19 protein-coding genes and 2 pseudogenes are annotated in these 18,797 nt (G+C 61.5%); 6 read left to right on the forward strand and 15 right to left on the reverse strand.

The window, feature by feature from the left end; all coding sequences use genetic code 11:
• Positions 1–136: 136 nt before the first annotated feature.
• The gene (locus tag ACFP9U_RS15820) at positions 137–1,351 is read right to left on the reverse strand and encodes a glycosyltransferase (RefSeq protein ID WP_378622865.1); all 1,215 of its coding nucleotides are present in this window, start codon (positions 1,349–1,351) and stop codon (positions 137–139) included.
• Positions 1,352–1,655: 304 nt separating this feature from the next.
• Between ACFP9U_RS15820 and ACFP9U_RS15825 the strand changes: the two genes are divergently transcribed.
• Positions 1,656–3,161: an oligosaccharide flippase family protein gene (locus ACFP9U_RS15825; protein ID WP_378622867.1), complete on the forward strand. Its 1,506-nt coding sequence runs from the start codon at positions 1,656–1,658 to the stop codon at positions 3,159–3,161.
• 111 nt (positions 3,162–3,272) lie between these two features.
• Here ACFP9U_RS15825 and ACFP9U_RS15830 read toward each other — a convergent pair whose 3' ends face one another.
• The 4 genes from ACFP9U_RS15830 to ACFP9U_RS15845 form a co-directional block, all read right to left on the reverse strand.
• Positions 3,273–4,313, reverse strand: coding sequence for a sugar-transfer associated ATP-grasp domain-containing protein (locus ACFP9U_RS15830; RefSeq protein ID WP_378622868.1), 1,041 nt, complete (start codon positions 4,311–4,313; stop codon positions 3,273–3,275).
• 5 nt (positions 4,314–4,318) lie between these two features.
• Positions 4,319–5,350, reverse strand: coding sequence for a sugar-transfer associated ATP-grasp domain-containing protein (locus ACFP9U_RS15835; protein WP_378622892.1), 1,032 nt, complete (start codon positions 5,348–5,350; stop codon positions 4,319–4,321).
• A 49-nt stretch (positions 5,351–5,399) separates the two neighbouring features.
• The gene (locus ACFP9U_RS15840) at positions 5,400–6,368 is read right to left on the reverse strand and encodes an ATP-grasp fold amidoligase family protein (protein ID WP_378622870.1); all 969 of its coding nucleotides are present in this window, start codon (positions 6,366–6,368) and stop codon (positions 5,400–5,402) included.
• A 924-nt stretch (positions 6,369–7,292) separates the two neighbouring features.
• A complete protein-coding gene (locus ACFP9U_RS15845; protein ID WP_378622871.1) occupies positions 7,293–8,060 on the reverse strand; it encodes an alpha/beta hydrolase in 768 nt (255 codons plus the stop codon).
• Between the two features lie 105 nt (positions 8,061–8,165).
• Here ACFP9U_RS15845 and ACFP9U_RS15850 point away from each other — a divergent pair.
• A pseudogene (locus tag ACFP9U_RS15850) lies at positions 8,166–8,711 on the forward strand (LysR substrate-binding domain-containing protein); the annotation flags it as partial.
• A 134-nt stretch (positions 8,712–8,845) separates the two neighbouring features.
• Here ACFP9U_RS15850 and ACFP9U_RS15855 read toward each other — a convergent pair.
• From ACFP9U_RS15855 to ACFP9U_RS15865, 3 genes are read right to left on the reverse strand one after another with little or no spacing between them, the layout of a single operon-like run.
• Positions 8,846–9,163 (reverse strand): bifunctional hydroxymethylpyrimidine kinase/phosphomethylpyrimidine kinase, encoded by a 318-nt coding sequence (locus tag ACFP9U_RS15855; protein WP_378622873.1) that lies wholly within the window; start codon positions 9,161–9,163, stop codon positions 8,846–8,848.
• The gene (locus ACFP9U_RS15860; protein ID WP_378622875.1) at positions 9,153–9,926 is read right to left on the reverse strand and encodes a YggS family pyridoxal phosphate-dependent enzyme; all 774 of its coding nucleotides are present in this window, start codon (positions 9,924–9,926) and stop codon (positions 9,153–9,155) included. The genes ACFP9U_RS15855 and ACFP9U_RS15860 overlap by 11 nt, the downstream gene beginning before the upstream one ends.
• Positions 9,927–9,930: 4 nt before the next feature.
• Positions 9,931–10,632, reverse strand: coding sequence for a glutamine amidotransferase (locus tag ACFP9U_RS15865; RefSeq protein ID WP_378622876.1), 702 nt, complete (start codon positions 10,630–10,632; stop codon positions 9,931–9,933).
• A gap of 343 nt (positions 10,633–10,975) precedes the next feature.
• Between ACFP9U_RS15865 and ACFP9U_RS15870 the strand changes: the two genes are divergently transcribed.
• A complete protein-coding gene (locus ACFP9U_RS15870; RefSeq protein ID WP_378622878.1) occupies positions 10,976–11,221 on the forward strand; it encodes a hypothetical protein in 246 nt (81 codons plus the stop codon).
• On the opposite strand, the gene ACFP9U_RS15875 is transcribed toward ACFP9U_RS15870, so the two are convergent.
• The 5 genes from ACFP9U_RS15875 to ACFP9U_RS15895 form a co-directional block, all read right to left on the reverse strand.
• Positions 11,211–12,011 (reverse strand): hypothetical protein, encoded by an 801-nt coding sequence (locus ACFP9U_RS15875; RefSeq protein ID WP_378622879.1) that lies wholly within the window; start codon positions 12,009–12,011, stop codon positions 11,211–11,213. The two genes, ACFP9U_RS15870 and ACFP9U_RS15875, sit on opposite strands and share 11 nt — an antisense overlap.
• Before the next feature lie 42 nt (positions 12,012–12,053).
• Positions 12,054–12,722: a MarR family winged helix-turn-helix transcriptional regulator gene (locus ACFP9U_RS15880; RefSeq protein WP_378622881.1), complete on the reverse strand. Its 669-nt coding sequence runs from the start codon at positions 12,720–12,722 to the stop codon at positions 12,054–12,056.
• Positions 12,723–12,762: 40 nt separating this feature from the next.
• Positions 12,763–13,059, reverse strand: a complete 297-nt coding sequence (locus tag ACFP9U_RS15885; protein ID WP_378622894.1) for a DNA -binding domain-containing protein — start codon at positions 13,057–13,059, stop codon at positions 12,763–12,765.
• Between the two features lie 371 nt (positions 13,060–13,430).
• Positions 13,431–14,105 carry a class I SAM-dependent methyltransferase gene (locus ACFP9U_RS15890; protein WP_378622882.1) on the reverse strand — a complete coding sequence of 225 codons (675 nt, stop codon included), beginning with the start codon at positions 14,103–14,105 and terminating at the stop codon, positions 13,431–13,433.
• A gap of 289 nt (positions 14,106–14,394) precedes the next feature.
• A complete protein-coding gene (locus tag ACFP9U_RS15895; protein WP_378622884.1) occupies positions 14,395–15,813 on the reverse strand; it encodes an MFS transporter in 1,419 nt (472 codons plus the stop codon).
• A 69-nt stretch (positions 15,814–15,882) separates the two neighbouring features.
• Here ACFP9U_RS15895 and ACFP9U_RS15900 point away from each other — a divergent pair, with 69 nt between their 5' ends.
• Positions 15,883–16,293 (forward strand): helix-turn-helix domain-containing protein, encoded by a 411-nt coding sequence (locus ACFP9U_RS15900; protein WP_378622886.1) that lies wholly within the window; start codon positions 15,883–15,885, stop codon positions 16,291–16,293.
• An 11-nt stretch (positions 16,294–16,304) separates the two neighbouring features.
• On the opposite strand, the pseudogene ACFP9U_RS15905 reads toward ACFP9U_RS15900, so the two are convergent.
• Positions 16,305–16,565 (reverse strand): annotated as a pseudogene (locus ACFP9U_RS15905) (helix-turn-helix domain-containing protein); the annotation flags it as partial.
• A gap of 474 nt (positions 16,566–17,039) precedes the next feature.
• Positions 17,040–17,540, reverse strand: a complete 501-nt coding sequence (locus ACFP9U_RS15910) for a MarR family winged helix-turn-helix transcriptional regulator (RefSeq protein WP_378622887.1) — start codon at positions 17,538–17,540, stop codon at positions 17,040–17,042.
• Between the two features lie 67 nt (positions 17,541–17,607).
• Here ACFP9U_RS15910 and ACFP9U_RS15915 point away from each other — a divergent pair, with 67 nt between their 5' ends.
• Both ACFP9U_RS15915 and ACFP9U_RS15920 read left to right on the forward strand, forming a co-directional pair.
• Entirely contained in the window at positions 17,608–18,492 is an 885-nt protein-coding gene (locus tag ACFP9U_RS15915) for an EamA family transporter (protein ID WP_378622889.1), read from the forward strand.
• Positions 18,489–18,797: NAD(P)-dependent oxidoreductase (locus ACFP9U_RS15920; RefSeq protein ID WP_378622890.1), on the forward strand; the 309-nt coding region annotated here is incomplete at its 3' end. The genes ACFP9U_RS15915 and ACFP9U_RS15920, both read left to right, overlap by 4 nt.

Raw genomic sequence — 18,797 nt, forward strand, 5'->3', positions numbered from 1 at the left:
TAAGCGATGCGTCGGCGCTGGCGCGGGACACGCACAAGTTCGAATCGCGCTACCTCGACTGGCTGATCGGGCCTTATAGCGCGCATCTTCCCGGTGCAGCTGCGCAACTCGACCACGGGATTTGGCGGCCTTCCTTTCAAGCGCGCACCCACTGGAATACGCGAACGGCAAGGCCTAGGCATTCTCTGAAGTTTAGTGTCAACGCAGCACGGCGGATCCGCCAGATGAGACCACGCGCCAGAGCGCGCACCAACGCTTTGCCCAAGCGAGATCGTTGCGCCAACGCCGTCATCTCTAAGCTTATGTCTGGGTCGGAAAGAATTTCCAAACACCCGTATTTCGAGCCGGTTGCTTTGCGCAGAATCGCGCATTCTTCATGAGTTAACGGCGCACCGGATTGCTCAGGGGCTGCTACGAAGTCCCGGAACGCCAAAGTCCAGAGCTTTTTCCGCGCCATGATGGTGCCCCGTTGCAAAAGCGCCCGCCTATGGTCTTCGCTGGTAAGCACCTCACGGTGTGGTAGGTAGGCGGACAAGGGCAAGTCGGCGTAGATCGCCCGGAAAATTGTCTTGTCATGGTCGATCCAGACCGCATCTCGATTGGCCGATACACTACGTTTTTTTGCAGGGCCGCGATCGCCATCATGCAGCCGCTGGTGGAAGACGATGGCGTTCGTTGAAGCCACGCGACCTTTGCGTGCTAGGCGGATCAGCATGTCATAGTCGACGGACCTTGCGAGCTTTTCATTAAACGGGCCCACCTCTTGATAGAGGGACCGACGCACAATCATGCCAGGATGATGTACGAATAAGTCCTCTAGCGTGGCGATTAGAAAGCTTTCGGGGTCGCAATCTGACCAGTAACCGGTCCCCAGGATGCGAGGTTCCGCCTTGCGCCCTTGCGAAATGAAGCGGAGATGGCGTCCATATACGATGTCGGGACCGGGGCATGACGCGAACAGCGCAAGCAGCGTTTCAAGCGCGCCCTTGCACACGATATCGTCATCGTCGACGATCCAGACCAGCGTGCAGCGGGCGCGTTCCAATGCAAGGTTAAGCGCTGCCGCCTTTCCCCTGTTGGGGGTGGTAAGAACGATCACACGATCGGCATAGTTCGAAAGGACGTTAAGCGTTTCATCAGTCGAGCCGTCATCGACGACAATGAGTTCATCGATCGGTCGAACCTCTGCCAGGAGGGCGTCGAGGCATTCCGCCAGAAAATGTGCGCGGTTGTAGGTGGGAACGATTATGGAAACGTCGAATGCAAACCGGTCGCGATCACGCTTTGAAACCGACGATAACGTCGAGCCGGGACGCGCCGCAGTGACGTGAGAACCAGGAACAGCTCGCAACGAAAATTCCCTCCCACCTGCATTGCTTGCGCTTCGGCGGTTCGAAGCTGCATTAAATTGCAATCGCCGCACCAAATTATGACCATAGCCGCGTGGTTGTGATCACGCTTTGACGCCGGGGTAACATCGAGTCGGGACGCATCGCGCTGTGGTAAACGGCTCTGTCGGCTGCTCGAAGCCGCATTCAATCGCGATCGCCGCACCAAATTACGACAATTGTCGCATTGCCCCCCCAATATGCGCTTCCCGCTGGCGTCAATCGCCGCGATGTCGCAAACCGAAGCGGTTAGTTGAGAAGTGGATCATGATCAACGCGCGAAGATTGATCGGCCAAGCGGCCTGGGCCTCGTGCGGTCAACTTGCCCAAACATTGCTCGCAACGATCAACCTCATTGTTCTGGTAAGGATACTGGGCGCTGAAGCCTACGGGATCTTCGCGCTCGGACTCCTGTTCACGGGGTTGGCGGAGGTGCTCATAGGCGGCCACGCGGCCGATATTATCGTCCAACGCAAGGATGCGCGCAGTGGCCATAGGAATGCGGCCTTCAATGCGATCCTGGTCGTTTCCTTCGCCTCCACCGTCCTGATTGTCCTGGCCAGCAGCGCCGCGGCGCACATGTTCGACATCCCGCAACTGCGCGATCTCCTTTTGGGCATGTCCGTACTGCCTCTGCTGACTGGTCTCGCTTCGGTTCCGAACCAGATTCTCGTCCGTCGTCTGCAGTTCGGCGCTCTTGCCAAAATTGGAACGATCTCGGCAGTTCTGGCGGTAGCAACGGGTGTAACTCTTGCCTCGTTTGGTGCGGGCGTTTGGAGCCTTGCGATCATGGAGATCGCCAGACGATCAGCTTCGCTCGTGATGGTTTTCGCAGCGGCCCGGTGGTGGCCAAGACTGCATTATACGAGGAGCGAATTGATCGAAACTGTTCGGTTCGCCATGCGCCGGGTTGAGAATCGCGGTCTGAGCTATCTTTCCCAGACTGGGCTCCCACGCGTCTTTATCGGTCAGATGTTGGGCGCTGAAGCCCTTGGCTATTTTACGGTGGCCCGCCGCCTGCTCGATCAACTGCACGCGGTGCTCAGCGGACCGGTTGCGGCCGTTGCCTTTCCAGCGATCTCACGTCTCAAAGTCGACAGCGGACGTCTGTCGACCCTCATTTCTTCTGCCATTCGGCTGACGACATGGGTCTTTTGGCCCGCAGTGCTCGGAATTATAGTTATCGCGCCGGTCCTCATGCCAGTGGCCTTCGGCGAGGAGTGGGTCCAAGCTACACCGGTCCTGCAACTGCTGGCCATCGGATCGCTGAGAACTCCGGTTTCAAGCTTCAACACCGCAATTCTTGTCGCGTTCGGCGAGTTGCGCGCCGTCTCCCTCATATCCATCCTGTCAATCGCCTTCTGCGCGGTCGCGCTCGCCATCGGCGCCAACTTCGGCATGAGTGGCGTTGCGGCAGCGCTGGCGCTCCGTCAGTGGGTCTTGTGGCCTGTCGGCGCTACGCTGGTGTATCGCGTCACCGGTTTCCCGCCCATCCGCCAACTGACTGTTCTCATGGTGGCTGCCACACCATCGCTCATCATGGCAGTTTGCATCTATGCGATCCAGCGGGCGACCGACTTGGCGCCCTGGCACGCGCTGGTGCTTGAGGTCTTCGCCGGTGTCGTGATCTATGCCGTCGCTTGGTCCACGCTGAACCGCACTTCGGCGCGCCAGGCATGGCTTGCCGTTGGGGACCTTGTTTCCGGCGACCTCACCGCAGCGAAGGCTCGCCTCGACGCCATGCTTAGCACTGCGTCCTCGATATCAAAATGAGCTCACTGCCTTAGATCAGTTCACGGTTCTACGAAAACCGTGAACTGATCTAACTATTTGATTCCACGCAGTTCCGGACGGAAAACCGGCTTTCACTTTTCCTGAATTGCTCTAGCGGTCGATCAGCCGCGCTTGGCGCTCGATCCGCCGGAGACGCTGCTCGCTGACGATGCCGTGGGCGGCAAGGAAGGCGCGGGCCGTTTCGTCGAGCAAGATCGGTCTGTGCATTTGAATGAGATTGGGATTCGCAAGACCAGCATTGCCTTCGATCAGCACCGGGCCCGATGGCGAGAGCGCAAAATCCCAGCCCACATAGACCAACCCGGGGATCGCTCTCATGCAAGCCTGTGCAACCACTTTGACGTCATCCCATTGCGGCACCACCACGCCTTCGATAAGCGTGCCGGTTTCCGGATGGTGCGGGAGTGTCTGCCGCGGCGCTTTGCCGGTGTCGATCACGGCATCGGAGAGAATGCCCGTATCCGGATCCACAAGAGCAACTAGTCCACCTGCCTTGAAATTGTCCGTGGGTGCGGACTGCTTCGTACCGAAACGATGCGCCGCTCCAAGTACGATCACGGTGTCGCTGTCACGGTCGAAGCCGGTAAGGACACGCACCGTGTTGATCGCATCCAGGAAGATCGCCGCGGCGTAGGGATGCGGTATCACTCGTTTCTCAATGATGTAGGGCTCAGTAAAGGATAGAGCGCTGATCGATGTGATTGCCGCAACGCCTCGACCGCCGCTGCCGTTGATCGGCTTGGCGATCATCGATGTCCCTTCCAGTTCGGCCGGGTCGATTATAGCACCGTCAGGCGAAAACAACGTGTCATCCCACAGGATCCCGACGAGTTTTGGGCACACAGCGGGGAGCAGACCACTCACCACGAGCTCGTGGAAACGTCGCTTGTCGCTGAGGGCATGTTGGGCTGAAACGCTGTTCAAGCGGGGTAGGCGCGCTTCTATCTCAATATCTGTCAAAAAAAGTTCGTGGTGGTAGTGCGAAAGCGGATAGAGCCAAGCCCGGTTTGACAAAAGCCCCCGGCGCAGCAAACCAAAGTTCGGCCATCCACGATTGCTGTGCCGCTCCAAGGAAATCATGTGCTTTGCCAATTTCAGTTTGTCGCGGACTTTCTGCGCAAGGTGCGCCATCGCTATCAAGCGCCTTTCGCAGCAAGGTCGGTAATGTGGCGGGAGAAAGCACGGCGCAATTGGGGATCATCGAGCAAGCAGTCATAGAACTGAAAGAAGCGAAGGCTCGGATGGGCGTTGCCTTCGATCACCACAGGACCATCGGTGGTAATTGCAATGTCCCACCCAACATAAACGAGATAAGGGAAAGCGGCACCGAGGGTGTTCACCAGACTTCGGACTTCGTCCCAACGCGGCAGGATGGTGCCCGCGATCGCGGCCTGCGTTTCAGGATGCCGGTCATGAAAAACCACCTTGTTGGCGTCCTCAATCGTAATCGCCCGATCGAGCTGACCAGTTTCGCGATCGATCTTTGCAACAAGGCCCTTTGCGCTGAAATTATCCACCGGCGCAGAATTCTTTGTGCCGAACCGATGGGTCGCCACGGCGATAAAGGGCCCGCCATCGACGTCGCGCATCATCAGAACACGCATCGTGTTCAGCGATTCGGGGAAGATGGCTTGTGCGTAATCCGCTTGAGCCACGAAGGTCGTGGCGATCGCGTCTTCACCGCAGTAACTCTCGATTTCCTCGCGCCCGCGGCACATGTGAATGGATCGGCCCTTTGATCCAAGCGTCGGCTTGATGATGAATCGCCCGGTCCTGTTCAGATGATGGTGCAGCGCGGCTCGCCCGTCTTGGCGCCAGTGCCATGACCCAGAACAGTACTCGGCGAAGACCTCTGGTGTCGGAATGCCCCGCTGCCTCGCCAATTCGTTGAACAGCGCCTTGTTGTCGAGAACATAGGCATAGTGTCCATTGACTCCGTGAAGATGACGTTCGCGGTCAAAGTTGGTGACGACACCTCTCACATTGCCACGTATCTGCCGATACCAGTCGGCCTCGTTCGGATGGAACCCATCGAGAATGTCTTTGAGCCGTCTTAGCAGCGAGGTGGGCATCCCCCGACCCGGCCGGCTCTCGGCCCAATAGGTGGGGCCATGCTTAGCGTAGAAGCGAAGCCGCGATCGGATCCGGTCCAGAGCTACACCATTCATCACCCGTGATTTCTCCGATGTAGAAGGATGTCTCGGCTAGGCTATCGAACTATGCTTGCATGCCCTGATCTTGAGCCACGATCCGATCGTTCGACAGGCGCAACAGATCACCGAAACGTTGCTCCCATTCATTCGGTTCGAAGACATCCATGCCGCCTTCCGGAAAGAATGTTATCTCGCCAAACAATACCCGGCCGAAATTTTCATAGAGATCGACCCGGCAAAAATCGAAAGGTTGTGACAGCTGTGCCGCGATGTCGAGAAGGTCCGTCAAGCGCTCGGGAGGCTCGATGTGCGACGGATCGGTCGGAGCGCCGCGCCGACGCACAGGAAGCCTGGTCCAGGCCGTATCGAAGATCGTCTTGGTGCGGATACCGCTGTGGTCACGAACGACCATCACGAATTCAGGGCGCCCGCCGAAGCAAAAGACCTTGTATTCGCGGAGCCCTTCAGGCGCATCGGGTTCAAGGAACTCTTCAACCAGTACGCCCGGTCGGATGTCCTTGTAAACTGGCTCGCGATGGCGATACCAGTGGTTATAGGCAAGGTGATCAGCCAACTGCTCTCGCGCCGCCACCCAGTCGAACGCTCGCGGATTCCGACATATAATCACCCCACGGAAGTCGTGATTTGTCTTCAGCACGAAGAACTCGTTGGGAATGTTCTTGGGCCGAATGTCGGACAGTCTATAGGTCGCTAGGATCAGTCCCACGAGAATATGCGGCCCAACCCTGTCGGCGACATAGTCTCGCACCTTGATCTTGTCGGCACAGAGCGTCTGCAAGGGGGATGCGCCGTCAAGCTTCAGCCGGTTGAGCTTCTCGCTCAATCCGAGCGGTTGGTCGAGTTCGAGCGGACGGCCAACGCGGGCACGATATTGACGCGTAAGAAAGGAGCGGCTGGGCTCCCGATCGGCACGTTCGAACGCCTTTCGTCGCAAAAGGCGATGGAACTTTACGAGAGCATCCGGGGCGTGGGCCGCGAGAAAACGCTTGGCTTTGGCTTTCACTATCTGCATACCCAACGGTATCCACCGTGCGGGGCCCCTTTAGGCAGACGACATAATCCCCCCTCGACGGACCGCCACGTTTTCCCAACATTCTCACCGAGGGTTCGCCATGGAAACAAGGGCGGATCTCGCTTAGTTCATTCTGCAGGTCTCCACGACGCTTATGACAACTGGTAGAGCCACGATCACCTTTTTAGGCAATTCCCATATGTCACTAGCTCCATGATAAAATTCAGACAGAGAGCCGAGCGCAGATCAAATAATGTGACGGCACGAAACACCATTTCGCACCTATTAAGCCGACTAACCGACGCCCACCGCCAAACCCGAGGCATAACGTCTCCAGACATCCCTTTTCAGCCAATTGAGTTGGACGATTGGAAACCGGCTGAGGTGATGTCCCCAGACGTGGTGTAGCGGGAGTAGCGCGGTGGTCATCAGCGCTTTCCGGTAGGGTCTAGTTGTCGACACCAACCCGAACACGAAAGGACCACCGATGACCGACGATATGATGAACCTGCGGACTCCCGGGCCGTGGCCCGTCGCGACACTTTTTTGGAGCCGCCGTCCCCGGCCGCCCGCTTCAGGCCGCCGAGCTGCTTGCCGTAGCGTCCGATCCGACGGCTATAGCAACGCTGGGCTGGCGGCGGCAGGAACAGCCGGCCCCGATCAGATGCTGGATCCTGCCCGTGCCGCTCCTGCGGTGCGTGCTGAGCTGGCGACGCTGAGGGCGATGGGAACCTGGGAAGCGTGGCTCCCTCTCGCGTCGGCAATCTGCGCGCTAGCCCCGCTGCTGCTGAACCGCAATCCTGATCCCAATCGCTAAGACCTGGAGTAGAGTTCGAGAGCGTCCAGCTGCAAGCAAGCAAGTGGCAGGCTTTAGGCAGTGGGCAATGGAAGCACCCCTGCCCGCCCATGGGCCGGCTCCACGCCTCAATCGACGCTGATCGCAGCAACGGAGCTGCGAAGCGCGTCGGCAAAGTCGGGATGGCCATAGAGGTCGTTGTGGCCAGACGCGATCATAATGTCTTTGCGTAGGTCGCGGGCCGCCTCGCGAACGGGCGCCGAGCGCGTCGCGGGAACGACGCCGTCGCTTTCCGCCATGATGATGGCCGCCGGCACGTCGAGGCCGCGCAAGGTTTCCGCCGTCTCTATGCGATGCCGCAGCAAGAAGCGCACTGGAAGCCAGGGATAATGGTGAGCGGCAAGTTCCTTGAGCGAGTCGAATGGGGTTACGAGAACGATGCCCTGCACAGGCCGGGTCGCTGCCAGATCTACTGCAACCGCAGCACCAACGCTGAGGCCGACCGCAACGATGCCTGCTTCGGCCTCGCCGGCCAGATGATCGTACGCGCGTCGGGCATCATCGAACAGGGCGGCCGCCGACGGTCGCCCGCTGCTCGGCCCATATCCGCGGTAGTGCAGCGCCGCGACTTCATGCTCGGGGAATACCTGGCTCAGCATCAGCGCAAGCGCGTCGGCGTTCCAGGCGTTGCCGCCGAAGCCCAGCAGGAGCGACCGTGGTTCAGCTGTCGACCGCCCTGCCGGCAGCCGCACCAGGACGACATGCTCGCCGTCCTTGATCACCAGTTCGACACGGCGTGCTCCGGCTGGCAGTTCGGGCCCGAAAGCTATAAGGCCGGCCGGAAAGATCAGCCAGGTCTGAAGGACATAGGCGACAGCGGCGACGAGCGCGTACAATCCGGCAAGTGCTAGCGTCAGTTTTAGGAGCCACATCGCAGTAATTTCGCCCGCCGCTCGTGATCTGGCAATGGCGCGACGCAGAGCGGGCGGGCAACGCCCTGCGCAGAGGCCAATCCGGCCGTGACGATCGACGTCGTGGTAACGGATGAGGAATTCGACATCGTGGCGGCGGGTTTCGACGCGGGTATCAGGCTGGGCGAGGTGATCGAGCAGGATATGATCGCTGTGCCGGTGACCGGCGACCAGCGCGAAGCGGTGGTTGCCGCGCCTGCCTATCTGGCGGTGCATGGCGCGCCGGCTCATCCGCGCGAGCTGATTCACCACCGCTGCATCGGCTGGCGCCCTGCGCCAAGTATCGCTCCATATCGCTGGGAGTTTGAGGACAATGGCGTCGCCTTCGACGTGGCGGTCGAGCCGCAGATCACGACGAACGATCTTCGTCTGATGCTGCGCAGCGCACTCTGCGGCGCCGGGATCACCTTTGCGACGCGGGAGACGTTTCGTCCCTATGTGGAGAAAGGCGAGTTGGTCTGGCTCCTCGAAGATTTCCTGCCGCCCTTTCCGGGGTTCTATCTCTACTATCCGCAGCGACGCAACATGGCGCCAAAGCTCCGCGCTCTGGTCGAGCATTTGCGGCGGTGGAGATAATAGCCAGTCTAAGTTCTCCTTTTATGCGCCACCGCGGTTGGAGCAGCCCTCCGCGAGTCGATGGAAATAAGATATCAGCCGCAAATGAGCGTGACGCCACCCGGACATAAAGCGTATCGAGCAGTTCCGCATTGTCATCCGTTCTCACATCGACAAGACGCCGCCTCAAACAGATTGGGCGTCAGAATATCCGCTTGCGGCACAAGTTCCCGGGCGAGAGCATCCGCCGTATGTTCCTCGACATACAGACCGTAGTCGATATCCCCCATGGCGGGATCGCACATCACCACGACGCTGTTTCCGCACCGATCTATGAAGGCCGCCGCTGCTGTCGCGGTGTCGGCACTCGCGATATAGCCGGTCAGGATCGCATTGATATCGCGAGCGTCCACGCGATCGAGGAGACGAGTTGCGACTGGATCGAAACGATGGTCGGCCTCTTCATGGCGCACCGCCTGGCCAGTAGTGGCTGTCCGGGAGCGGGCGCGGGCCGAAGATCGCCTGACCGACCCGCACCACATCGGCCCCTTCTTCAATGGCGATTTCGAAATCCCCCGACATTCCCATGGACAGCGCATCAACGGAAATCCCGTCCGGCGCTTCCTGACGCAGCCGGTCCCGAACATCGCGCATCAATCGGAAGCAGCCGCGCACGCGGGTCTCGTCGGTGGAGAAGACGGCGAGCGTCATCAGGCCGCGAATCTTGAGTGCAGAGAAGGCCGGCAATTCCCGCACGAAGGCGGGTGCGTTCTCGGGTGCAAGGCCGTATTTCGAGGTCTCGCCGGAACTGTTGATCTGTACGAAAACGTCCAGGGAGTGGCCCTCGTGTTGAAGGCGGCGGTCCAACGCCTCCGCCACTTTGAGACTGTCCAGCGCCTGAAATTCCGCCGCGAAGCGCGCAACATACTTTGCCTTGTTCGTCTGCAGATGACCGATCACCGACCAGTCGATGTCGAGGTCGGCCGTGGCCTCCGCCTTTGCGCGCGCTTCCTGCGTTTTGTTCTCGCCAAATGTGTGCAGGCCGGCGTCATAGGCCATGCGGATTCGCTGCTCGTCCACCGTTTTCGAGACCGGCAGCAGTTGCACCTCGCCCGGATCCCGGCCCGCACGGGCACAGGCGGCGCCGATGCGGGCCTTCACCGCAGCGAGATTGCGCGCGAGGTCTTCGGCCGTTTCGGCTTCCGGAAAGCCGCCCTGATCGATCTTTGCGCCCATCGCCTCACCACCGAAGGCCGCGGAGCCAGCCGGACATGGTCTCATGCGCCTTGCGTTCGAGTTCGGCGCCGTATTTTTGCGCATCGGCGCGCAATTGCGGGATGCCGATACGCGCCGCGGCGAGCTCCGCCGCGTGGCCGACAAGCCATTTCTCGAAGGGTCCGGTGGACGCTTCGGGGTGGAACTGGAAACCGACGACGTTCGGCCCCATCGCGAAGGCCTGGTTGTCGCAAAGAGCCGTCGAGGCGAGCCGCGTCGCGCCCGGCGGCAGGTCGAACGTGTCGCCATGCCAGTGCAGGGTCACCGGACGATCCGTGAAGGGAGCAAGGCAAGAATGCCGTCCTTCCTCCGTGAGGGCGACGGGCGCAAAGCCGATCTCCTTGTGACCGCCTGGATAGACCGTCGCCCCTGCGGCGCGGGCGATGAGCTGGGCGCCGAGACAGATTCCCATGGTCGGGCGGTCCGCCCCGAGCCGCTGTTCGAGAATGTCGATCTCGTCCCGCAGGAAGGGATAGGTATCGTCCTCATAGGCGCCGATCGGGCCGCCGAGGACGATCAGGAGATCGGTCTTCACAGGCTCCAGCGTCCAGAGCTCCTGATCGCCGATATCCCAATAATGAACCTTGTATCCGGCCTCCCGGAGTGCCGGTGCGAAGGCGCCCAGATCTTCGAAACCGACATGACGTATGGCGACGGCGGATTTCATGCGGATCTGTTCCTTTCCTTGTCTGGTACGAGGCATCCGGCTTCGCCGCACCCGGCTGAGAATTCGGCATTGGCGGACGCAGCGGCTGGCTCGGCGTCGCCGCCTTGCGCGATCAACGCCATGATCTCGGCGCCGAGCCGCAAGTCGGGAACGTGCCCGAAATGCTGTGCACGGCATCGTCCCTTGCGATCGATCAAGATCAATGTCGGCGTGCCCTGCATGCCATAGGCGGACATCGTCCTGGGGAGCCCGCCATCATCGCCGGGCGCGTCGATGGCGACAGGAAAACCGATGCGGTATTCTTGGAGAAGGCAGCGAGCGTCGCCGGGGTCTGTGCGGCGTGATGCTCGAAAACGCTGTGCAGACCGATCACCACGACATCGTCTTCGCCGAACGCTTCCCGGACGCGGCCCATCTGGGGCAGGCCGTGGCTGACGCAGCCGGGACACAGCATCTGGAACGCCCCAATGATCACGACGCGTCCCCGAAGCTGATCGAGCGCAAGCGGCTCAGCGGCGTTCAGCCACCGAGCCGTCTCAAGAGCGGGGGCCATTCGGAGCCGGTCGCTCATCGGCGCCTCACTCGCTAACCTGGCCGGGAAGACTGAGATCGCCGGAGGCGATATCTAAGACGTCCGCAACGCAAAGCAGCGGTGCGTGCACGCTCTCATTGACCCTGAGGCCGGCCGTGACGCCGTCATAGGAGGCAGCCTGAACCGCGGAGATGTCATCGAACGGGACATGCACCTCGACCGTGTCGCCATCGATGACCGGGACCCAGCCCGGGCTGTCGATCAGGATCGGCAGGCCGGGCCAAGTCTTCGGCAGCCGCGGGCTCGCGCCTTCGGGGATGTCGATCACTTTGAGTGCGTCCGGACCGCACGCGTCATCGGGGCCGAGCACGACCCAGTGGCTGTGCCAGAGATCGCCGTCATTGCCGCGGTCGCCGTCGCCATTCTCGTCATAGAGCGGCGTGTCATCGAAGTCGGGATGGGCGGTGACGGCAAGCGCCAGGATGCCCGCGTCCCGCTCGAACCCGACCTCATAGGGATCGATGCTCGTCGGCCACACATAGGAGAAGACCTCACTGCCCGCGAGTTGGCCGGAGGGCGCCGGCCGGCTTTCACCGGCGCGCGCCGAGACACCGATATGGAACACGGCGATATCGTCCTCGGCCCTAATCTTCGCGTGCACGATATCGAAAGGGGCGTTGACGGCGTCGGAGGCCTCAGAGGTGATGCCGCCGGGATGGTCGTCTTGATGCGCTGCCGCCGGCATGGTGAATGCGATTGCGCAAGCCGCAAGAATACTCGCCGAGGCTGAGGCAGCGTAAGCGGGTTTGCGCCGTGGTGGATGTGCGGCGCTGTGTTTCTGTGTCATGATTGTTTCTGTCTCCTGTCTTTTCGAGAGGCGGGTTTGACATCAGGGCGCCTCGTCCGTTGCCGCGGGCGGGGCGTCCGTTTGGCTGGCGTCCGAACCGGTGAAGCGCCGCCAGGCAGCGGTCGCCTCGCTTTCGGAAGCAGCTTCGTGCTCGCCGCAATCGAGACGCAGTTGCGCATCACCGAAGGCGGCGTTCACAAAGTCGCAGTGATGGGGGGTGGCGGGGTCTTGGTGGATATCCGGCCGGAAATAGCGGCAAGTCGCGCACATGCGCTGGACCGGGATCGCCCCCTGGACCTGCAATGACCGGATCATCTTGGTTAGGGTCTTGAGCAATACGGCTTGCTCGTCCGGGGCGAGCGTATCCGCCGCAGCGAGCAGGGCGTCTGGCCACGCTGCCATGGCCTTGGCTGCGCGCCGGCCGCTTGGCTTTAGATGAAGCAGTGAGGCGCGTGCATCCGCCGGATCCGCGCGGCGCTCGACATGGCCCTTGCGGATGAGTGCGGTGGCCGCATCGCTCGCGGTCGGCTGGGTGATGGCGAGTTCTTCGGCAAGCGCCGTGATGCGCGCCGTGCCGCGCTGGGCGAGCTGTACGAGGATCTGCGCCTGGGTCGGTGTCAACGATGCTGCATCAGCCTGACGCCACCCTTCCGAGCGCAGGAACATACCAATCTTCGACAAACCTGTGGCGATATGGAACTGCGCAGACATTTCCTTCTCCGATCCAGCAAAATATAGATAGGAGTCCTATCTATTTGTCAATACCGATCGACGAGAAGCGCGCCCTCAACCGCGGCGCCCCGCCCCTCGAAGGAGATCTCGATAACCGCGATCGACCATCATCCGCCCGTAAGCGGCCAGCCGCGAGATTTGCGCCTTGAGTGAGCTGGTCCGTCCACGGTTCGGCGGCGACGCGATCGGCGCCGAAGAAGGCCGTGGCAATGGCACGATGGCTGGCGCCGCTCTGTCGCCCGTCAATCGTGCGCAGGGCACGTTTCAGACGTTCGCGCCGATGCGGCGCGATCGGCGGATCGGCGTCGCGGTCGATAAGTTGGCCGGGCGTGGGTGAAGAGGCTCAGGAGAACCGTTGAAAGTCGCCAGCGATGACCGATAAACGCCGGCAATATGTGTTGAAGGATGGTCGCTTGCATTGGGTCAGGAGAAGAATGACGTCATCCGGGAGAGGACAGATCGACAAGGCTGTGAACTGTCGTTGTCCGAAGCGGCGCCCGATCGGCCCCCGCTGTCAGCGCACGAATTCGGCCACAGCACTCCCTGGTGAACCCGGTGCACGCGCTGCCAAATTCAATCGAGAAGCTGACATCTGGACAGAGCGGCCGGAAAAGGGGCTATGCGGGACGAAGCGGTCGTTCCGCGCGAGGGGCTTTGCGAGCAATTTGCGACGCGCCCGCCTCTGTCTCAATTCCAGTAAGCAACCCAACCTTTGAAGGTGAAGGCCGCGTAGAATAGCTGGACATCATCAAAGCCGCACTCTCGTAGCACTGCTTCATCTGCTTCGGGGGAAAGGGTCGGAAGGCGCTCTTTCATCGTCACAATCCCCTTTTCAGCCTGCGATACCGATGTGCCCGCAGATATTAGAAGGTCGGCATTCCTGCGCAGCCAGAGATCTTGCTGGCCATGATCCCTGGGAAAGCTGTGATGGGCGACCACGAGAGGCGCACCCGGCCGTAGGCGGCGTCCGAGCTGCCGCAAGGTGCGCAGGCGTTCATCTCGGGGCAAGAAATGCAGGGTGAGCAGACATGCCGCGCCATCGAAGGGACCCTCAGGGGCATCGTCGATATAGCCTTCATGCAAGGTGACGCGGTCCGTGAGAGATCCCAACGTGACTGCGGCCTGCTCGATCATCCCCGGCGAGGGATCCACGCCGTCGAAATGCCATCCCGGATGCCGCTCGGCGAAGGCCCGCAGCTCAAGACCACCGCCGGCGCCGAGGACGAGGACACGGCCGGTTTCGGGCACGCGCTCGGCCAGAAGGAGGCTGGCCATCCGGTGGAGATCGTGCAGTCCTGGCACATGGCGCGCGACCCGCGCCGCATAGGTCGTGGTGTCTCCGGGGTGCTGCGGAATGGGCATTGCGGTTCCCTTCCGGCTTCAGGCGTCGGAGGAGAGTCGGCTGTCGCGTTTCATGTAACATTACATATTACGAATTGTGCCACGCTTCAAGACCAATGTGCTTCCGGATCGCGAATGTCGTGGAGGGACTCGGACCGAACCTCCGCCACATGGAACCCGGACGACCGGAGTGTGAATTCGCTGCACCAAGCACAAATGGCCGATGACCTTGAAGATCAGGATTTCATGTGTCGTTCGTGAGCACCCTCAATGCGCCTTCATTATCCATGGTGCGTCAATCTCGGCTCCGTCATTCCGCCGGATCAGACACTCTGCGTTCACGCCCCCTATGGCTGTAGATCGCCAATCCCAGAGTGACCAAGGCCATGCCCGAGGCGGCCGTGAAGGTCATCGAAAAGGCGTGGGCGACATCCGTGACGGGGGCTTGAGCGGCATCCCCTGTTCCGAGAATGATGACGAACAAGGTGGACATGGCGGAGGCGCCGGTCATCAGACCCAGGTTGCGCGAGAGGCCGAGCAGACCGGAGAGACGGCCGCGCTGTTCCTTCGAGGCGCCGACCAGAACCGCTGTGTTGTTGGCGGCAAGAAAGAGTTGAAAGGCCGGCGTCAGCGTGATGAGCGCAGCCACATAGCCGCCAACGCCAAAGTATCGCGGCAGGAAGGCCAGACACAGCAAGCCGAGCATGGTCTGCACCAGACCGATAACCATGACGCGGTTCGCGCCGAGCCGATCCGTCAACCGACCCGCCGGAACGCCGGAGAGCGCGGAGACAACGGGCCCGACCGCCATGACCAGACCGATGAGCGCCTCGTTCAGCCCCAGAGAAAAGGCCAGGAAGAACGGGCCAATCACCAAGGTGGACATCATGACCGTGCCGACAGCCACGTTCATGACAAACCCAATGCCCGTCCTCCGGTCGTGAAGCAAAGTCATTGGCACGAGCGGCGAGGCCACGCGGGTTTCGACGATCACGAACAGCGCGATCGCGATCAGGGCGCCGGAGGCCAGGACGCCCGGTGAGACTGGAATACCAACGGCCCCACCGCTGGTCGCGAGTGCATAAGCCGCAAGCGCGATCACCAGCACAATGGTTCCCGGCAAATCCAACTCCCTGACCGATGCGCCTCCCTTTTCGAAACCGCGGGTGATGGAGGTGACGGACAGGACAAGTGTAACACTGGCGAAACCGGCGAGGAGCCAGAAGGCCATCCGCCAGTCGCCCCAGGCCAGCAGCACACCGCCAAGCGAAGGGCCAAGGGCCGTCCCGAACGCAGAGGTCGTTCCGAGCAAGCCCATTGCCGTGCCAAGCCGCTCTGTCGGGACGAGGTCACGTGCGATCGACATGGGAAGCGCGATCAGGATCGCTCCGCCAAGCCCCTGCAACGCACGCCCGGCGATCAACACGCCGAGGCTCGGAGCTGTCGCACTCACAACCGACGCGGCAATAAAGACGCCGAGGCCGGAGATCAGTACGCGGCGATGCCCGAAGAGGTCTCCGAACCGTCCGGCGGTGACGATGGTGATGGTCACCGACATGAGATAGGCCAACACAACCCACTGAACATCAGACACCGTCGCGGAGAAGCTGCGCGTCAACGTTGGAAGCAGGACCGACGCAACGCTGATGCCGAGAGAAGCGGTCAGCGTTGCCGTGGCAAGGGCGATCAGGATGGGGATAGGCGTTCGGGTCTGTGCCGTGTCGGTCATGGTGGTTTCTCTTGTTATCGATGGCAGTAGGAGATTACCCTGCCACTTCAAGTCAGCTTGAGGTCAACCATGGAACTTCTCGATATCGGTGTCCTGTCGAAACGGAGCGGCGTCCCGCCCTCGACACTGCGTTATTACGAGGAAATCGGACTGATCCAGTCGGTCGGGCGGCACGGGTTGCGGCGGCAGTTCGACACGCCGGTGGTGACGCATCTCGCGCTGATCTCCTTGGGGAAGATGGCGGGGTTTTCGCTTGAGGACATCAAGCGCATGTTCGCCAAGGGCGGAACGCCGCAATTGCCGCGCGGCGAGCTACATCTGCGCGCCGATGCGCTCGACGAACAGATCCGTGGCCTCACGCGATTACGCGATGCGCTCCGGCATGTGGCGAACTGTCCGGCGGAGACACATATGGACTGTCCGAAGTTCAAGCGGCTCATGCAGTTTGCATCGCGCTCAACTCAAGCCGGGACGCGATGAGAGCACCAGCCACCCCAGCCGGGCCGCTCCCGCTTCAGCCGCACGATCAGCGTCTCGAACTGGACGGGCAGTTGGTTGGCATGGCGGTAGGGCCGGCGCGAGCGGTCGGTCAGCCCGTGAAGCCCGCTGTCGCGGTATCTTCTCAGCAGCTTGTAGCCGGTCTTGCGCGGAATGTTGAACTCCCGGCACAGCGCAGACATCTGCTCACCGTCGAGCAACCGGGCTACGAACTTCAGACGTTCATCCATCAGGCTACACTCCTTCCACGGCACCTCGCGAACCTCCGCAAAGGGCCAGATGTGTAACCTATGTGTCCGGAATGACCTGTGACCTATGTCTCGGGAAGGTCAAACCCCGATGGTCGCAGGTTAAATCCTGCCCCTGAATCAACGAACCTTGCAGCCCGTCAAGCTGACCCGCTGACATCACTCACCTAATTTGGGATCAGGCTTTTAGCGCCGGTCTCGTCCCAGCTCACCATTCCCCGGTAGAACGCTGCTCAAATGGCGGAGAAGCGTTCAAGTCGTGCAGAAGAACAAGTCGTCGCGTCATCAGCCTTTCCAGGCACTCGCCCACGTCCGAGAACCCGGCTTCTTGCAGCGATAGTCGCATTCGGTGAGTTCCTTATGCAGATCACGGGATGCGTCTTAAACAAACGCACATGTTCCCGCCTGGCGTACTTTCCGCATGCTCGCAGAGATGCCGCCGCAGATCGGATCGGGAAACCTGACAGCATCTAGGGAAGGTTAGTCCGTCTCAAACGCCGCAAGCCATTTGGCGACGAGCGCGTCGAGCGCCGCGCGTTCGTCGTCGCTGAGCGCGGCGGTGAGGCGGCGCTGGTTGGCGACGTGCTCGGTGACCGCCTCTTCGATCAGCGCATGCCCCTTGTCCGTGAGCCCGATGAGAAAACCGCGCTTGTCGTCGGGGTTGCGCCGGCGCTCGACGAGCCCGGCGGCTTCAAGCCTGTCGATGCGGTTGGTCATGGTGCCCGAGGTCACCATCGTCCACTCGATCAGTTCCGATGGGCTGAGCGCGAAGGGCGGACCGGACCGCCTCAGCGTCGCGAGGACGTCGAAGGACGCACGGTTCAGCCCGTGCGCGGCAAAGACCTGATCCATCCCCTCCCTCAAATGCCGGACAAGCCGGTTCATCCGTCCGAGCGTTCCCATCGGCCCGAAATCGAGATCCGGGCGCTCGGTTCGCCATTGCGCGAGAATACGGTCGACTTGATCCATAGCAGCGATCATTGCGGAGCATTATCTTGACGTCAAGGTTTACTTTCACTATCTTGACGTCGAGATAACGGAGGTTCGCATGATCCGCTCTCTCGATCTCTTGGCCACGGCGATGGTCCCGGCCGTCTGGGGCACCACCTACATCGTCACCACAGAAATGCTGCCCGAAGGTTTTCCCATAACCGTCGCCATGCTCCGCGGGCTGCCTGCGGGGCTGCTTCTGCTTTTGATCGCGCGGCGGCTGCCGCCGCTCGAGTGGGTGCCGAAAGTGCTGCTGCTGGGCGCCCTCAACATCTCGATTTTTCTGACACTGCTCTTTGTCGCCGCATATCGCTTGCCGGGCGGGCTCGCGGCGACACTGACCGCGATACAGCCCTTGATGGTACTGATGCTCTCGCGTGTCTTTCTGGGCGCGGCGGTCCAGCCCCTCGGCGTGGCTGCGGCGCTCGCCGGGATTGCCGGCGTCGGGCTGCTGGTGCTCGGACCCGAAGCATCGCCCGATCCCATCGGTATCGCCGCAGCGCTCGGCGCGGCACTCTCCATGGCGACGGGCAATGTGCTCGCCCGCAGGTGGCAGCCGCCGGTTTCTCCGTTGACCTTCACGGGCTGGCAATTGACCGCCGGGGGATTGCTGCTCTTGCCGGTCGCGCTCCTGCTCGAACCCGGCTTCCCCATGCCCAACGCCGTCAATCTCGCGGGCCTGGTCTGGCTCGGGCTGATCGGCGGTGCGCTGGCCTATGTCTTCTGGTTCCGCGGCATTGCACGGCTCGGGCCGCCGACCGTCACGGCCTTCAGCTTTCTCAGCCCGTTGAGCGCCGTTGTTCTCGGCTGGCTCGTGCTCGGCCAGGCGCTGACACCCCTCCAGGGGCTTGGCGCGGCAATCGTCCTTTTGAGCGTGTGGTTCGGTCAGCGGGCCGGGCGGCGCGCCACCGCAACCGAAAATCCCAAAGGAGCAACAGCATGAAACTCATCATATTCGGCGCAACCGGCGACGTCGGACGCATGGTCGTAAACGAGGCGCTGGCACGCGGCCATAGCGTGACCGCCGTGGCCCGCGAGACGGCACCGCTCACCGACATGGAAAATATCGAGAGGGTCGACGCCGACCTTCTCGCCGCCCCTGAGAAAGCCGCCGGACTGATCGCCGGACACCACGCAGCGATCTCGGCGCTGCGTCCGCCCCAAGGCCGGGAGCCACAGCTCGTCGACCTGACGCGGGCGGTGCTCGATGCCGCCGCGGCCAGCGGCGTGCCCGTTTTCGTGACCGGC

Origin of the sequence: Nitratireductor sp. GCM10026969, assembly GCF_042660605.1 — a bacterium.
Taxonomy (GTDB): domain Bacteria; phylum Pseudomonadota; class Alphaproteobacteria; order Rhizobiales; family Rhizobiaceae; genus Chelativorans.

What these genes read in the sequence shown, in the direction of transcription:
- ACFP9U_RS15835 (WP_378622892.1), bottom strand. Translation starts at nt 5,350, where the DNA reads ATGAATGGTGTAGCTCTGGACCGGATCCGATCGCGGCTTCGCTTCTAC.
- ACFP9U_RS15880 (WP_378622881.1), bottom strand. Translation starts at nt 12,722, where the DNA reads ATGTCTGCGCAGTTCCATATCGCCACAGGTTTGTCGAAGATTGGTATG.
- ACFP9U_RS15910 (WP_378622887.1), bottom strand. Translation starts at nt 17,540, where the DNA reads ATGATCGCTGCTATGGATCAAGTCGACCGTATTCTCGCGCAATGGCGA.
- ACFP9U_RS15890 (WP_378622882.1), bottom strand. Translation starts at nt 14,105, where the DNA reads ATGCCCATTCCGCAGCACCCCGGAGACACCACGACCTATGCGGCGCGG.
- ACFP9U_RS15830 (WP_378622868.1), bottom strand. Translation starts at nt 4,313, where the DNA reads ATGGCGCACCTTGCGCAGAAAGTCCGCGACAAACTGAAATTGGCAAAG.
- ACFP9U_RS15840 (WP_378622870.1), bottom strand. Translation starts at nt 6,368, where the DNA reads ATGCAGATAGTGAAAGCCAAAGCCAAGCGTTTTCTCGCGGCCCACGCC.
- ACFP9U_RS15915 (WP_378622889.1), top strand. Translation starts at nt 17,608, where the DNA reads ATGATCCGCTCTCTCGATCTCTTGGCCACGGCGATGGTCCCGGCCGTC.
- ACFP9U_RS15875 (WP_378622879.1), bottom strand. Translation starts at nt 12,011, where the DNA reads ATGACACAGAAACACAGCGCCGCACATCCACCACGGCGCAAACCCGCT.
- ACFP9U_RS15865 (WP_378622876.1), bottom strand. Translation starts at nt 10,632, where the DNA reads ATGAAATCCGCCGTCGCCATACGTCATGTCGGTTTCGAAGATCTGGGC.
- ACFP9U_RS15895 (WP_378622884.1), bottom strand. Translation starts at nt 15,813, where the DNA reads ATGACCGACACGGCACAGACCCGAACGCCTATCCCCATCCTGATCGCC.
- ACFP9U_RS15870 (WP_378622878.1), top strand. Translation starts at nt 10,976, where the DNA reads ATGCTCGAAAACGCTGTGCAGACCGATCACCACGACATCGTCTTCGCC.
- ACFP9U_RS15900 (WP_378622886.1), top strand. Translation starts at nt 15,883, where the DNA reads ATGGAACTTCTCGATATCGGTGTCCTGTCGAAACGGAGCGGCGTCCCG.
- ACFP9U_RS15825 (WP_378622867.1), top strand. Translation starts at nt 1,656, where the DNA reads ATGATCAACGCGCGAAGATTGATCGGCCAAGCGGCCTGGGCCTCGTGC.
- ACFP9U_RS15860 (WP_378622875.1), bottom strand. Translation starts at nt 9,926, where the DNA reads ATGGGCGCAAAGATCGATCAGGGCGGCTTTCCGGAAGCCGAAACGGCC.